The organism is Pseudomonas sp. W2I6 (assembly GCF_030815935.1).
In the GTDB taxonomy this organism is placed as follows: Bacteria; Pseudomonadota; Gammaproteobacteria; order Pseudomonadales; family Pseudomonadaceae; genus Aquipseudomonas.
This window is the reverse complement of the sequence record NZ_JAUSXJ010000001.1, coordinates 852,579-867,111: the sequence shown is the minus strand read 5'-3', so window position 1 is coordinate 867,111 and position 14,533 is coordinate 852,579. Positions and strand designations below refer to the sequence as shown.

Annotated in this window: 12 protein-coding genes; 4 read left to right on the top strand and 8 right to left on the bottom strand. The window is 60.2% G+C overall.

All coding sequences use genetic code 11. From position 1 onward, the window contains the following. Positions 1-36 precede the first annotated feature (36 nt). The 4 genes from nirB to cobA are packed head-to-tail and all read left to right on the top strand — an operon-like array spanning position 37 to position 6,265. Positions 37-2,490: a nitrite reductase large subunit NirB gene (gene nirB / locus QF039_RS04150; protein WP_003215025.1), complete on the top strand. Its 2,454-nt coding sequence runs from the start codon at positions 37-39 to the stop codon at positions 2,488-2,490. After that, positions 2,487-2,804 carry a nitrite reductase small subunit NirD gene (nirD, locus tag QF039_RS04145; protein ID WP_003215022.1) on the top strand — a complete coding sequence of 106 codons (318 nt, stop codon included), beginning with the start codon at positions 2,487-2,489 and terminating at the stop codon, positions 2,802-2,804. The genes nirB and nirD overlap by 4 nt, the downstream gene beginning before the upstream one ends. Beyond that, positions 2,804-5,512: a nitrate reductase gene (locus tag QF039_RS04140; RefSeq protein WP_307517048.1), complete on the top strand. Its 2,709-nt coding sequence runs from the start codon at positions 2,804-2,806 to the stop codon at positions 5,510-5,512. Before nirD ends, QF039_RS04140 begins: the two co-directional genes overlap by 1 nt. Positions 5,513-5,521: 9 nt before the next feature. Then, positions 5,522-6,265 carry a uroporphyrinogen-III C-methyltransferase gene (gene cobA / locus QF039_RS04135; protein ID WP_003215019.1) on the top strand — a complete coding sequence of 248 codons (744 nt, stop codon included), beginning with the start codon at positions 5,522-5,524 and terminating at the stop codon, positions 6,263-6,265. Between the two features lie 60 nt (positions 6,266-6,325). Here cobA and QF039_RS04130 read toward each other — a convergent pair whose 3' ends face one another. From QF039_RS04130 to ppsA, 8 genes are all read right to left on the bottom strand, one after another. After that, positions 6,326-7,309, bottom strand: coding sequence for an OmpA family protein (locus tag QF039_RS04130; protein ID WP_003215016.1), 984 nt, complete (start codon positions 7,307-7,309; stop codon positions 6,326-6,328). A gap of 107 nt (positions 7,310-7,416) precedes the next feature. Continuing rightward, complete coding sequence (gene sigX / locus QF039_RS04125) at positions 7,417-8,007, bottom strand: RNA polymerase sigma factor SigX (RefSeq protein ID WP_003215014.1); 591 nt, start codon at positions 8,005-8,007, stop codon at positions 7,417-7,419. A gap of 87 nt (positions 8,008-8,094) precedes the next feature. Further along, a complete protein-coding gene (locus tag QF039_RS04120) occupies positions 8,095-8,919 on the bottom strand; it encodes a mechanosensitive ion channel domain-containing protein (RefSeq protein WP_008432650.1) in 825 nt (274 codons plus the stop codon). A 2-nt stretch (positions 8,920-8,921) separates the two neighbouring features. Beyond that, positions 8,922-9,167 (bottom strand): hypothetical protein, encoded by a 246-nt coding sequence (locus QF039_RS04115; RefSeq protein ID WP_003215011.1) that lies wholly within the window; start codon positions 9,165-9,167, stop codon positions 8,922-8,924. Positions 9,168-9,253: 86 nt separating this feature from the next. Then, positions 9,254-10,249 (bottom strand): zinc transporter ZntB, encoded by a 996-nt coding sequence (locus QF039_RS04110; protein ID WP_003215009.1) that lies wholly within the window; start codon positions 10,247-10,249, stop codon positions 9,254-9,256. Between the two features lie 25 nt (positions 10,250-10,274). Beyond that, a complete protein-coding gene (gene rraA / locus QF039_RS04105; RefSeq protein ID WP_003215007.1) occupies positions 10,275-10,766 on the bottom strand; it encodes a ribonuclease E activity regulator RraA in 492 nt (163 codons plus the stop codon). Between the two features lie 222 nt (positions 10,767-10,988). Then, complete coding sequence (locus tag QF039_RS04100) at positions 10,989-11,978, bottom strand: alpha/beta fold hydrolase (RefSeq protein ID WP_003215005.1); 990 nt, start codon at positions 11,976-11,978, stop codon at positions 10,989-10,991. Between the two features lie 107 nt (positions 11,979-12,085). After that, positions 12,086-14,461 carry a phosphoenolpyruvate synthase gene (gene ppsA / locus QF039_RS04095; RefSeq protein WP_003215003.1) on the bottom strand — a complete coding sequence of 792 codons (2,376 nt, stop codon included), beginning with the start codon at positions 14,459-14,461 and terminating at the stop codon, positions 12,086-12,088. Between the last annotated feature and the right edge of the window lie 72 nt (positions 14,462-14,533).

Below are 14,533 nucleotides of genomic sequence, written 5' to 3'. Positions count from 1 at the left end.
TTGCGCACGATTTGTCGAGCCACTGCGGAGAACGACATGAAGAAACTCAAACTGGTGATGATCGGCAACGGCATGGCCGGGGTTCGCACCCTTGAAGAATTGCTCAAGCTGAGCAGCGACCTGTACGACATCACCGTTTTCGGCGCCGAGCCCCACACCAATTACAACCGCATTTTGCTGTCGCCGGTGCTGGCCGGTGAGCAGACCTTCGAAGAGATCGTGCTCAATGACTTGAGCTGGTACCTCGATAACAACATCAAGCTGTTGCTTAACCGCAAAGTGGTGCAGATCGACCGGGTCAAACGCAAAGTCATCGCCGAAGACGGCAGCGAGGCCGAGTACGATCGCCTGCTGATCGCCACCGGCTCCACGCCGTTTATCCTGCCGATCCCGGGCAATACGTTGCAGGGTGTGATCGGCTACCGCGACATCGCCGACACCCAGGCCATGATCGACACCGCCAAGACCCACAAGCACGCGGTCGTCATCGGCGGCGGCCTGCTGGGCCTGGAGGCCGCCAACGGCCTGATGCTGCGTGGCATGCACGTGACCGTGGTGCATATCGGCGAGTGGCTGCTGGAACGGCAACTGGACAAGACCAGCGGCCAGTTGCTGCAAACCGAACTGGAAAGCCGTGGCCTGGTGTTTCGCTTGAAGGAGCAGACCGAGGCGCTGCATGACGCCGGCAACGGCCGCGTCGGCTCGGTGCAATTCAAGAATGGCGATGTGATCCCCGCCGACCTGGTGGTGATGGCTGCGGGCATCCGCCCCAACACCGAACTCGCGGAAAAATCCGGCATCCCGTGCAACCGCGGGATTCTGGTCAACGACACCCTGCAAACCTACGACCCGCGCATCTATGCCATCGGCGAATGCGCCAGCCATCGCGGGATTGCCTACGGCCTGGTGGCACCGCTGTTCGAGCAGGCCAAGGTCTGCGCCAACCACCTCGCCCAGCTGGGCTTCGCGCGCTATCAAGGCTCGGTGACCTCCACCAAATTGAAAGTCACCGGCATCGACCTGTTCTCCGCCGGGGACTTCATGGGCGGCGAAGGCACGGAAACCATCACGCTTTCCGACCCGATTGGCGGCGTGTACAAGAAGCTGGTGATCAAGGACGACATCCTCGTCGGCGCCTGCCTGTACGGCGATACGGCTGACGGCGGCTGGTATTTCCGGCAGATCCGTGAGAACCATGCCATTGGCGAGATCCGCGATCACCTGATGTTCGGTGAAAATGCTTTGGGCGATGTAGGCCACCAAGGCCAGGACAAAGCCATGAGCATGGCCGACACCGCCGAAGTCTGCGGCTGCAACGGCGTGTGCAAGGGCACCATCGTCAAGGCGATTCAGGAACACGGGCTGTTCAGCGTCGACGATGTGAAGAAGCACACCAAGGCTGCGAGTTCCTGCGGTTCCTGCGCCGGGCTGGTGGAACAAATCCTGATCAACACCGTGGGCGGCGCGGCGGACGTCAAACCGAAAAGCGAAAAAGCCATCTGCGGCTGCAGCGACCTCAACCACGGGCAAATCCGCCAGGCCATCCGCGACCAGCACCTGCTGACCATCGCCGGCACCATGAGTTACCTGAACTGGCGCACCCCGAACGGCTGTGCCACCTGCCGCCCGGCACTCAACTACTACCTGATCTCCACTTGGCCCGGCGAGGCAAAAGACGATCCGCAATCGCGCCTGATCAACGAACGCGCCCACGCCAATATTCAGAAAGACGGCACCTACTCGGTAGTCCCAAGGATGTGGGGTGGTGTGACCAATCCGTCGGAACTGCGGCGCATAGCTGATGTGGCCGACAAGTACAACGTGCCGATGGTCAAGGTTACCGGCGGGCAGCGCATCGATTTGCTGGGCATCAAGAAGCAGGACTTGCCCGGCGTATGGAAAGACCTCGATATGCCATCCGGCCATGCCTACGGCAAATCCATCCGCACCGTGAAGACCTGCGTCGGCAGCGAGTTCTGCCGCTTTGGTACGCAGAATTCCACACAGCTGGGGATTGAGCTGGAACATGACCTGTTCAATATGTGGTCGCCCCACAAGGTCAAGCTGGCAGTGTCCGGCTGCCCGCGCAACTGCTCGGAAGCGGGGATCAAGGACGTGGGAATCATCGGCGTCGATTCCGGCTGGGAGATGTACATCGGCGGTAACGGCGGGATCAAGACCGAGGTCGCCGAGTTCTTCGTCAAGCTGAAAACCGCCGAAGAAGTGCGCGAATACAACGGCGCTTTCCTACAGCTCTACCGGGAAGAAGCCTTCTACCTGGAGCGCACCGTGCACTACCTGCAACGGGTCGGCATGGAGCACATCAAGAAGGCTGTACTGGAAGACCCGGCGCGGCGCCAGGCGCTGAATGAACGCCTGCAATTTTCCCTGTCGTTTGAGCAGGACCCGTGGAAAGAACGCCTGGAACAGCCGCTGCTGAAAAAGGAATTCGACACCATCCCCGTCAAACTGCTGGAGGTGCCGGCATGAACTGGCTGGATATCTGCGCCCTCGAAGAAATCAACGCCCTGGGCTCGCGCATCATCAGCGGGCCAAAAGGCGACATCGCGATTTTTCGTACCAGTGACGACGAGGTTTTCGCCCTCGACGACCGCTGCCCGCACAAGGGTGGCCCGCTGTCCCAAGGCTTGATCTACGGCAAGCGCGTGGCCTGCCCGCTGCACAACTGGCAGATCGACCTGGAGTCCGGGGAGGCCCAGGCACCGGACGTCGGCTGCGCCCATCACCACCCGGCCCGCGTGGAAAACGGCCGGGTGATGTTGGCCCTGCGGGACGCCGGTTGATGAACCGCCAGACCACCGCGTCCACCTGCTGCTACTGCGGGGTCGGTTGCGGCGTACTGATCGAGCATGATGGCTCGCAGATCCTCGGCGTCAGTGGCGATCCGAGTCATCCGGCCAACTTCGGAAAATTGTGCAGCAAGGGCTCCAGCCTGCACCTCACCGGAGACCTCGCAGCCCGCGCGTTGTACCCGGAACTGCGGCTGGGCAAAGGCCTGGCCCGCAGCCGCACCGACTGGGATACCGCCCTGGAGCACGCGGCGAACGTGTTTGCCGAAACCATCGCTGAACACGGGCCGGACAGCGTCGCGTTCTATATTTCCGGGCAGTTGCTGACCGAGGATTACTACAGCTTCAACAAACTGGCGCGGGCGCTGGTGGGCACCAACAACATCGACAGCAACTCGCGGCTGTGCATGTCTTCGGCGGTGGTCGGCTACAAGCGCAGCCTGGGGGCCGACGCGCCACCGTGCAGCTACGAGGACCTGGAGTCGAGCGACTGCGTGATGATCGTCGGCAGCAATATGGCCTACGCGCATCCGGTGTTGTTCCGACGCCTGGAGGAAGCCAAGGCCCGCCGGCCACAGATGAAAGTGCTGGTAATTGATCCCCGGCGCACCGACACCTGCGACTTGGCGGACCTGCATCTGGCGATTCTGCCGGGTACGGATGTCGCATTGTTCCATGGGATCCTGCACTTGTTGTTGTGGGAAGACTGGATCGACCGCGACTTTATCCAGGCCCATACCGACGGCCTGGTCGAACTCAAACGCCTGGTTCACGACTACACACCGCAAATGGTCACGCAGTTGTGCGGGATCAGTGTCGAGCAACTGCGTCTGTGTGCGGAATGGGTCGGCACCTCGGCGAGTTTTCTGTCGTTGTGGTGCATGGGGCTCAATCAGTCCACCGCCGGCAGCGCGAAGAACAGCGCCTTGATTAACCTGCATTTGGCGACCGGCACCATCGGCCGCCCTGGCTGCGGACCTTTCTCCCTGACGGGTCAGCCGAATGCCATGGGTGGGCGGGAAACCGGCAGTTTGTCGAATTTACTGCCTGGCCATCGTGAGGCTGCCAACCCCGAACATCGGGCAGAAGTAGCCGCGTATTGGGGGGTCGACCAACTGCCGGCCAGCACCGGGCTGACCGCCATCGAATTGTTTGAACAGATGCAGGCCGGCAAGATCAAGGCCTTGTGGATCGCGTGCACCAACCCCGCCCAATCCCTGCCCGACCAGAACACCGTGCGCCAGGCCCTGGAAGCGTGTCCGTTCGTGGTGCTACAGGAAGCCTTTCGTACAACCGAGACGGCGCGTTACGCCGACCTGTTGCTGCCAGCCGCGAGCTGGGGCGAGAAGGAAGGCACAGTGACCAACTCTGAGCGGCGCATTTCCCACGTTCGCCGAGCCATCGCCCCACCTGGGGAAGCGCGGCCGGACTGGGCAATCACCGTGGATTTCGCCCAACGCCTGGAGCAGCGTCTTTGTCCCGGAAAACCGGGGCTTTTTGCCTTTGAGCAACCGACGCAGATCTTTGATGAATACAAGCTGCTGACCCGTGGGCGTGACCTGGACCTGTCGGGTATCAGCCACGCGCTGCTGGACCGGATAGGCCCGCAGCAATGGCCATTCCCGGCCGATGCGGTGGGCGGAACACCAAGGCTGTACACCGACGGATTTTTCCCTACGGAGACTGGCCGCGCGCACTTTGTCGCCGACCCTTATCGCGCCGCCAAGGAGCAGCGTGACGCGCGCTTCCCACTCACCCTGATCACCGGCCGCCTGCGGGACCAATGGCATGGCATGAGCCGCACCGGCACCGCTGCGCAGCTGTTCGGCCATGTCAGTGAAGCAGTGCTCAGCCTGCACCCGGACGAACTGCGTCGCCATCGCTTGAAGGAAGGGGATCTGGTCAGCCTGAAAAGCCGGCGCGGCAGCGTGATTGTGGCCGTCGGCAGCGATGACAGCGTGCGTCCCGGCCAGGCTTTCCTGCCGATGCACTGGGGCGACCGTTTTCTTAAAGGCGGCGTAAATGCGCTGACCCAGCCGGCATTCGACCCGCTGTCCAAACAGCCGGAACTCAAGCACAGCGGCGTGCGCCTGGAGGCGGTGCGACTGCCCTGGCACTTGTTTGCGCTGATTGAAGGCGATGTGCAGCAACACTTCGAAGCGTTGCGACCGCTGTGTGACGGCTTTGCCTACGTCAGCCTGAGCCTGACCGGACGCGAGCGGCCTGCCCTGCTGATTCGTGCGGCGCATCACGAGGCGCCCGCCCTTGAACTGCTCAAGCAGATCGACCAACTGCTGGGCCTCAACGACGGCCCCGTGATGGCGTACGACGACCCGCGGCGCTCCATTGGCAAGCGGGTAAAGATTGAAAAAGGCCGTATCACCGCGATCCGCCTGGCTGGCGAAACCCTGGCTCGCCACTGGCTGCAAAGCCTGTGGCTGGAAGGTCGCACCGATGAGCAGTTACGCCGCTGGTTGTTGGCACCATTGAGTGCGCCACCGGGGGGCGGCTCGAGCAGCAACAAGACGCTGTGCAACTGCAAGAACGTCAGCGAAAGCGCGGTCTGCGCCGGCATTGCCCGGGGCCTGGACCTGAACGGGCTGAAGCAGGAACTGGGTTGCGGCACGCAATGCGGCTCCTGTGTGCCGGAAATCAAACGGTTATTGGCGAGCGGCAAGCAGCCAATCGCGATCAGAGTGTGAGGCAAGCATATGAGCGCAAAAGTCTGGCTGGTGGGCGCAGGCCCCGGCGATCCGGAACTGCTGACACTCAAGGCGGTGAGAGCCCTGCGGGAAGCCGATGTGGTGCTGATCGATGATCTGGTCAACCCGGCGCTGCTGGAGCATTGCCCCGCTGCACGGCTGATCACCGTGGGCAAACGCGGTGGCTGCCGTTCCACCCCACAGGCATTTATCCATCGCCTGATGTTGCGTTATGCCCGGCAGGGTAAATGCGTGGTGCGGCTCAAGGGCGGCGACCCGTGCATTTTTGGTCGCGGCGGCGAAGAGGCGGCGTGGCTCAGGCAGCAAGGGGTGGAAGTGGAGTTGGTCAACGGCATTACGGCAGGGCTGGCCGGGGCAACGAACTGCGATATCTCGCTGACGTTGCGCGGTGTCAGCCGTGGCGTCACGTTGGTCACGGCCCATACCCAGGACGACAGCAGCCTCAATTGGCGGGCCCTGGCCGAGGGCGGCACGACGCTGGTGATCTATATGGGGGTGGCGAAACTGGGGGAAATCCGCCGGCAATTGCTGGAAGGTGGCATGAGCGATGACATGCCGGTGGCGATGATTGAAAACGCTTCACTGCCACAACAGCGCGAATGCCGCAGCAGCCTCGCCCGGATGCAGGATGATGCGCACGAATTCGCGCTCAAGAGCCCGGCTATCCTGGTGATTGGCCGGGTTGCTCAAGCGACGCAGGCGCTTGCGGCCCTGGCCAGCGCCACGGCCTGAGGCAAATTGCAGGCGAAAAAAAGCCCGGCCTAAGCCGGGCTTTTTTCTACAACTCAGTAATTACTGAGCTGCTTGTGCTTCTACCGAGGCTTCTACGCGACGGTTGATAGCACGGCCAGCTTCAGTTGCGTTGTCAGCAACTGGGCGGGATTTGCCATAACCAACCGAGCTTACACGGTTAGGAGCGATACCGTCTTTGACCAGGACTTGCTTAACAGCGTCAGCACGACGCTGGGACAGCTTCTGGTTGTAAGCGTCAGGACCGACGGAGTCAGTGTGACCTTCAACAACGGTGGTGGTTTGTGGGTACTGTTTCATGAAGTCAGCGAGGTTTTTCACGTCGCCGTAGCTGTTAGGCTTAACAACCGACTTGTCGAAGTCGAACTTCACGTCCAGCTCAACACGAACAACCTGAGCAACCGGAGCTTCTGGCTCTGGGGTTGGCTCTGGAGCTGGTGCTGGGGTAGGAGCTGGAGCAGTTTTGCCAGCGTTGCCGCCGAAGTTTACGCCCAGGCCAACCAGTGCGGAGTAGTCCCACTTGCCGTTGTCGATAGCGTAGTCAGCTTCAACACCAGCACGTGCGAACAGGTTGTCGGTGAAGTAGTACTTCACACCAGCGCCAGCGATAGCCAGGGTCGATTGATCGCGACCTTTGTGACCATCAGCTTCAACGTTGGTACGGCTCTGGTGGCCGAAACCGCCCTCTACGTATGGACGCAGGGAGTCGACGCCAGCTTGACCGAAGTGGTACTGGGCAGTAACGCTGCCGGTATCACCTTTGATCTTCTGGTTGCCAGTACCGTCGTTCGAACGGGTGTGGTTGGTAGTGTCGTAGTTCAGGTTGATCGACACGTCGTCGGTCAGGAAGTAACCGATGCTGGCGCCAGGATTGAAGCCGTCTTCGATATGTTTGACGCTATCGTTGAACTGCTTTTTGTAAAACAGCTGGCCTTCAACTGCGCCTTGGCCTTGTGCCAGAGCGCCGACAGAAGTGGCAGCAATAAGAGTACCAATGGCCAAGCCCAAGGTGTTTTTCAGTTTCATCCGTTAAATCCCCATCTGGTGATTGTAAAGCAGTCCCACATACCGGGGGACAACTCGGCGACAAGTCTAACAGAACTTGCCTACACGTAAGAGATATTTGCCACGCACTAAGTTTCAGTGCTGCCCGCAAATTTCTCACGTAATTTATCAAGAGCGCGTTTGTAACGCATTTTTGTAGCACTCAAACCCATATGCATGATGTCAGCGATCTCCTGAAACTCCAGCTCTGCGACAAATCGTAGCACCAGAATTTCCCGGTCAATCGGATTCACATGCACCAACCAGCGATCGAGTCCGCCCTTTTCTTCCGGGGTAGGCGCCTTTTCCTCAGACGCTTCCTCAAGGGGGTCCAGACTCAAAGCATCCATCAAGCGACGCTTTCGCCGTTCCTTCCGATACTGCGTGATGCACTCGTTGTACGTGATGCTATAGAGCCATGTCTTGAACTTCGATTTTCCCTCGAAGTTCTTCAGGCCGTATAGCACCTTGAGCATCACTTCCTGACAGACATCATCCGCATCTCTATCGTTCCCTAAATACCTTGAACAAACGTTGAACAGAGTGCGTTGATACCTGCGCATCAATTCTTCGTACGCGCGTGTTACGTGAAACAGCTCCGTGTGCGAGCGCGCGACCAACTCCTCATCAGAGAGCTCACGGGGGTCATAGCGCGTGGACAGCGTTTGGGCTTTATTCAAAACAAGTCGTGCCGACAGTCAGGTCAATGTCCGCCATGGCCTGGATACCCAGGTTTGCGGCGGCGTACATTAGCAGGATTCGCCGGGTTAGCGGCTAGTCACATGCTGTTCCAGCAGGATCCGGTTCGAAAGCGAAACCAGTTCGCCATCGTCCGTCAGCACTGTCGTCTTGACCGTGCCGATCTCCTCGATCTGCCCTTCGACCTCGCCCACACGCACTTGTTGCCCAACCTGATATAGCTCACGCACATAGATTCCCGCAAGAATCTGCCCGGCAATTTCCCGGCTTCCCAGTCCCATGGCCAGCGCAACGGCCAGACCAACGGTAATCAAAACAATCACAATCACATGGTTCAGCAGGTCAGTCTTGACCTCCAGCTGGCTGATCGCGACCGAAATACTGATGATAATCACCAGACCCTGGGCAATTCGCCCCAGGCCGCTGGCGTAATCCAGACCCACGCCTTCAGCCGCGCCACGCACCAGGCCATTGGCCAGTTGCGCCAGCAAAACCCCTACCAGCAACACCAGCGCGCCACCGAATACTTTCGGCAAATACAGCGCCAGCATGTCGAGCGTAGCTGAAACTCGCTCAAGTCCAAGGGATTCAGCCGCAGAAACCAGAAAAATCAGCAAAACAAACCAATAAACGATCTTGCCGATCAGTGTCGAGATCGGCACTTGCAACCCGGCACGCCCCAAAATCTTGGTCAGGCCGGTGCCACCCATCAATCGATCAAGACCCAGCTTAGCCAGCAACTTGGAAAGCAGGGTGTCAAGCAGCTTGGCCACGACAAAACCCAGCAGTACCACCACCAGTGCACCAAACAGGTTGGGAATGAAATTCGCCACCTTGGTCCACAACGCAGTCATTGCAGTTACCAGACTCTGGGTCCAGAGATCGAGTTCCATATTCATTCAGCCTTATCAGCAGTGCGAGCAAGAGGTTTACGACGGGAAACCGGTGAGACATGGGCCGAACCATTGTTCAAGGCCATCATCAACGCCGGCAACCAGCGGCCAAGCAGACCGAACAGATCCCCCGCCCCGACCTGGCGGTTGGCGGTTTTCAAGACGCGACCCAGGCAAGCATCGTCGTCCCGGTTGGACGGCGAGGCATTGAGCATGTCACGCAAAGACTGTTCGAACGGATCGTGCATAAAAAACCTCTCGCAAGTGATTTAAAAGACGAGGGTAAAATTCTTCGGGTCACATGACCTCTTTCCACGTTCAGGTCACATTCAGCTCAAACCCAACGTAACCGTCGAAACAACCACCATTGCCCGACCGCCACCGTGACCATCATCAGGCAGGCAATCAGGAACCCGTAAGGGCTGGAAGAGAACGGAATACCGCCTACATTGATGCCCAGCAAACCGGTCAGGAAACTCATCGGCAGGAAGATCCCGGTGATGATCCCGAAGCGGTACATGGTGCGGTTCATGCGCAGGCTCAAACGCCGGTCTTCGGTCTCCAGCACAAGCCCCACGCGCTCCCGGGCCAGCTCAAGCTCTTCCAGGTAGCGGGTCAGGCTGTTGTTCAATTCGTTCCAGTAGTCAGCATCGTCGTCACAGAACCAAGGCAATTTGATCCGGGTCAACTGCGCGAAAATATCCCTCTGCGGCGACAGGAAACGTTTAAGCCCGGCGGCGCGCCGACGGATCTGCAAAACGCTGCCGTGCTCCGGAGTATACCGTTCGTCGGCATCCAGTTTTTCTTCTTCGATATCGACGATTTCGGACAAGTCGCTGACCAGATCCTGAACCTTGTTGGTCAGGTACTGCGCCATATACAGGACCAGTTCCGAGGAAGTCTTCGGCCCCTTGCCGTCTGCCAGTTGCACCAGCAACTCGTCGGTGGCGCGCAATGGGCGCAAACGCAGGGAAATCACCCGCGCTGCCGAGGCAAAGATCCGCACCGAGACCATGTCTTCCGGTTCGGCGCCGGGATTGAGGTTGACCCCGCGCAAAAACAGCAGCAGTTCGGCATCCGGCAGCGGCAACAGGCGTGGACGAGTGTTCTCCTCCAGCAGCAGGTCACAGGCGAATTCGCTGAGGCCGCTGGATTTGCGCAACCAGGTCTGGGTCTGGGGATGGCTACGGTCCCAATGCAGCCACAGGCTTTCCTGAGGCTGCAGTTGCAGCTCATCAAGCTCTGTCCGGGCAATCGAACGCGCACCACCTTTACCGTCCAGCACCAGGGCATGCACCAGCCCCCACTGCGCGTTTTCTTCCTCGAACATCCTCACCCCTGTCGGCTACGGCTATTTATTCAGGCATTTTCAGCGGGCTTGGGGAGACGATCACGCCGTTATTGTCGGCGTACACGTACTCGCCCGGGCGGAAGGTCACGCCGGCGAATGTCACCGCCACGTTCAAATCGCCAATACCGCGCTTGTCAGTCTTCATCGGGTGGCTGGCCAGGGCCTGCACGCCCAGGTCGGTCTGGGCGATCACGTCGACATCACGGATGCAGCCGTAGATCACCAGCCCTTCCCAGCCGTTTTTCGCGGCTTTCTCGGCGATCATGTCGCCCAGCAACGCGCGGCGCAGGGAACCCCCACCATCGACCACCAGCACCTTGCCGGCCCCATTGAGCTCGGCTTGTTCCTTGACCAGGGAATTGTCTTCAAAGCACTTGATGGTCACGATCTCGCCACCAAAGGAGTCCCGGCCGCCGAAGTTGCTGAACATCGGCTCAACCACCTGCACCAGCTCCGGATAGGCGTCACACAGGTCGGGGGTAAGGTAATGGTTCATCGAGAAACTCCTGTAGGTGAAAGAAGGTGTCAAACATCCCACTGTTTACTTACATCTGGAAACGCTTTGCCGTGAAGGTTCTTTAATCCGGGCCGAATAGTCAGGCCCATCGGATAGCAACGCAAGACCCACTGCGCGACTGAATATGACCAGAACCACCCAACGCGTCATATCTTAGCCTCTACGGCAAACAAGCGAAACGCCCCTGATAGAGCCTTGCGCTCAAACCGCTGCCAGTTCCTGCGCCTGCGCCCCCAGCAAAGGTGTAAGCGGATTTTTCAACCAGCGCGTCACCAGCGGCCACACTTCAGCCTGGGCGGCCTTGCTGACGAGCATCTCGACATGCCCGAAATCCCCGCTGAACCCTTGCTGGCGCCCCAGGCACAGGTATTGGCGATGCTCGGAGCCGACCTGCTCAAAGAGCTTGCGACAGGCCCAGTCCGGGTCCTGGTGATCGCCGGCGGCGCTCACCGCCAACAGCGGCACGTCAACCTCGGCCAGGCCTTTCCACCAATCCTGCTTACCTTCGCCAAAGCGGCCGAACAGCCCATTCCAGCGCATGGCTTCAATCAATACGCCCGCCGGCTCGTCCTCCGGGCCGCGTTTCCACCGAGCGCCGGACAATTGGCCGAAACGTTTCAAGAGCAGGCGACCGGTCCACTCCACCGGTGGCAACTTCAACGGCCAATGCGTGCGACTGACCTGGCAGCCAAACAGCGCCACCGAGGCCACTGCCGGCGCGCCAAGGTGCTGCCCACCCAGGGCCGCAGCCAGGGTTGTGCCACCCAGGGAATGCCCGATCCAGTGGGGAATCTGCCCGCTTTGCTCACGCACGAAGGCGGCAATGGCCGGCAAGTCGTAGCGAGCATAGTCGGCGACACGATTCCTGGCGTAGTCCTGGTTGCGCCGGGACAGCCCGTGACCGCGCATTTCCGGGATCCAGACGTCAAACCCTTCGCGCGCCAGGTAGGCGCCCAGGCCGATCCCCTTGGGCGAGTACCAGAAGCGGCGGTTGGAAAAACTGCCATGCAACAAAACCACCGGCACGCCCCGGTTTTCCGGGACGTCAGCCAGGCCCAGGCGGGTCACGGCCAGCTCGACGGTACCGTCAGGGCTGTTGCCGGGTTTCAGCCGATACACATCTTCACTCAGGTCGCCACGACGCTCAGCGCTGATCAAGGCGACGGGAAACAGGTTGCTGCTGCTTTGCATAATGCTCTTGCACAAAAAAGGGCGGCGTCCGCAAGGAGTTCCGCCCTGTACAGAATGAGAAATGCCGGCCAACCGCAAGGTTGACCGGCACTTTTGGGTGTTGCGTATTACGCCTGGGCTTGACCTTCAGCCAGGAAGAACCAGGTTTCCAGTACGGAATCGGGGTTCAGCGAGACGCTTTCGATGCCCTGCTCCATCAGCCACTTGGCCAGGTCCGGGTGATCGGAAGGGCCCTGGCCGCAGATCCCGATGTACTTGCCGGCCTTGTTGCACGCCTGGATGGCGTTGGCCAGCAGCTTCTTGACCGCAGGGTTACGCTCGTCGAACAGGTGGGCGATGATCCCGGAGTCGCGGTCCAGGCCCAGGGTCAGCTGGGTCAGGTCGTTGGAACCGATGGAGAAGCCGTCGAAGAACTCCAGGAACTCTTCAGCCAGGATGGCATTGGATGGCAGCTCGCACATCATGATGACGCGCAAGCCGTTCTCGCCACGGGACAGGCCGTTTTCAGCCAGCAGGTCCACCACCTGGCTCGCTTCACCCAGGGTGCGCACGAACGGCACCATGATTTCGACGTTGGTCAGGCCCATCTCGTTGCGCACGCGCTTGAGGGCACGGCATTCCAGCTCGAAGCAGTCGCGGAAGGCTTCGCTGATGTAGCGCGAGGCGCCACGGAAGCCCAGCATCGGGTTTTCTTCTTCCGGCTCGTAAAGCTTGCCGCCGATCAGGTTGGCGTACTCGTTGGACTTGAAGTCCGACAGGCGCACGATGACCTTTTTCGGGTAAAACGCCGCTGCCAGGGTGCTGATGCCTTCCACCAGCTTCTCGACGTAGAAGCCCACCGGGTCGTTGTAGCCGGCGATGCGCTTGTCGACGCTTTCCTTGATGTCCGGCGGCAGGCCGTCGTAGTTCAGCAGGGCCTTGGGGTGCACACCGATCATGCGGTTGATGATGAACTCCAGGCGGGCCAGGCCCACACCGGCGTTCGGCAATTGCGCGAAATCGAAGGCGCGGTCCGGGTTGCCGACGTTCATCATGATCTTGAACGGCAGGTCGGGCATGGCGTCGATGGAGTTTTGCTTGATATCGAAGCCCAGCTCACCTTCGAAGATGAAGCCGGTGTCGCCTTCAGCGCAGGACACGGTCACGCCCTGGCCGTCTTTCAACAGTTGGGTGGCGTTACCGCAACCGACCACTGCCGGAATCCCCAGCTCGCGGGCGATGATCGCCGCGTGGCAGGTACGCCCGCCACGGTTGGTGACGATGGCGCTGGCGCGCTTCATCACCGGTTCCCAGTCCGGGTCGGTCATGTCGGAGACCAGCACGTCGCCTGGCTGGACCTTGTCCATCTCGGACACGTCCTTGATGATCCGCACCTTGCCGGCGCCGATGCGCTGGCCGATGGCACGGCCTTCCACCAGCACGGTGCCGGTTTCTTTCAACAGGTAGCGTTCCATGACGTTGGCCGAGGTGCGGCTCTTCACGGTCTCAGGGCGGGCCTGGACGATGTACAGCTTGCCGTCGTCGCCGTCCTTGGCCCATTCGATGTCCATCGGGCACTTGTAGTGCTTCTCGATGATCATCGCTTGTTTGGCCAGTTCGCTGACTTCGGCGTCGGTCAGGCAGAAACGCGCGCGTTCGGCCTTGTCGACATCAACGGTTTTCACCGAGCGACCGGCCTTGGCCTCGTCGCCGTAGATCATCTTGATCGCCTTGCTGCCCAGGTTGCGGCGCAGGATGGCCGGGCGGCCGGCTTCAAGGGTGTGTTTGTGGACGTAGAATTCGTCCGGGTTCACCGCGCCTTGTACGACGGTTTCGCCGAGGCCGTAGGCGCCGGTGATGAACACCACGTCGCGGAAGCCCGATTCGGTGTCCAGGGTGAACATCACGCCGGCGGTGCCGGTTTCCGAACGCACCATGCGCTGCACACCGGCAGACAGGGCCACCAGCTTGTGGTCGAAACCCTGGTGTACGCGGTAGGAAATAGCACGGTCGTTAAAGAGGGAGGCAAACACTTCCTTGGCTGCGCGGATCACGTTTTCCACGCCGCGGATGTTCAGGAAGGTTTCTTGCTGGCCGGCAAAGGAGGCGTCCGGCAGGTCTTCGGCGGTGGCCGAGGAGCGCACGGCGACAGCCATGTCGGGGTTACCGGCCGACAGCGTGGCAAACGCGGTGCGGATCTCGGCGTTGAGCTTCTCGGGGAACTCGGCTTCCATGATCCATTGACGGATCTGGGCGCCAGTCTTGGCCAGGGCGTTGACGTCATCGACGTCCAGCGCATCGAGGGCGGCATGGATCTGATCGTTGAGGCCGCTCAACTCGAGGAAATCACGGTAAGCCTGGGCAGTGGTGGCAAAACCACCTGGCACCGATACACCGGCACCCGCAAGATTACTGATCATCTCGCCCAGGGATGCGTTCTTGCCCCCTACGTGCTCTACATCATGGACGCCGAGCTTATCGAGGGAAACTACGTACTCTACCAAGGTGATCTCTCCACTTTCTGTGTTGGAAAAGCTCAGGACGCCGGCGGCTCAGTAGGAGCAGTTACCGGCGTT

Excerpts from the sequence above, each read along its gene's own strand:
- nirB (WP_003215025.1), top strand. The coding sequence starts at position 37 with ATGAAGAAACTCAAACTGGTGATGATCGGCAACGGCATGGCCGGGGTT.
- nirD (WP_003215022.1), top strand. The coding sequence starts at position 2,487 with ATGAACTGGCTGGATATCTGCGCCCTCGAAGAAATCAACGCCCTGGGC.
- QF039_RS04140 (WP_307517048.1), top strand. The coding sequence starts at position 2,804 with ATGAACCGCCAGACCACCGCGTCCACCTGCTGCTACTGCGGGGTCGGT.
- cobA (WP_003215019.1), top strand. The coding sequence starts at position 5,522 with ATGAGCGCAAAAGTCTGGCTGGTGGGCGCAGGCCCCGGCGATCCGGAA.
- QF039_RS04130 (WP_003215016.1), bottom strand. The coding sequence starts at position 7,309 with ATGAAACTGAAAAACACCTTGGGCTTGGCCATTGGTACTCTTATTGCT.
- QF039_RS04120 (WP_008432650.1), bottom strand. The coding sequence starts at position 8,919 with ATGGAACTCGATCTCTGGACCCAGAGTCTGGTAACTGCAATGACTGCG.
- QF039_RS04115 (WP_003215011.1), bottom strand. The coding sequence starts at position 9,167 with ATGCACGATCCGTTCGAACAGTCTTTGCGTGACATGCTCAATGCCTCG.
- QF039_RS04110 (WP_003215009.1), bottom strand. The coding sequence starts at position 10,249 with ATGTTCGAGGAAGAAAACGCGCAGTGGGGGCTGGTGCATGCCCTGGTG.
- rraA (WP_003215007.1), bottom strand. The coding sequence starts at position 10,766 with ATGAACCATTACCTTACCCCCGACCTGTGTGACGCCTATCCGGAGCTG.
- QF039_RS04100 (WP_003215005.1), bottom strand. The coding sequence starts at position 11,978 with ATGCAAAGCAGCAGCAACCTGTTTCCCGTCGCCTTGATCAGCGCTGAG.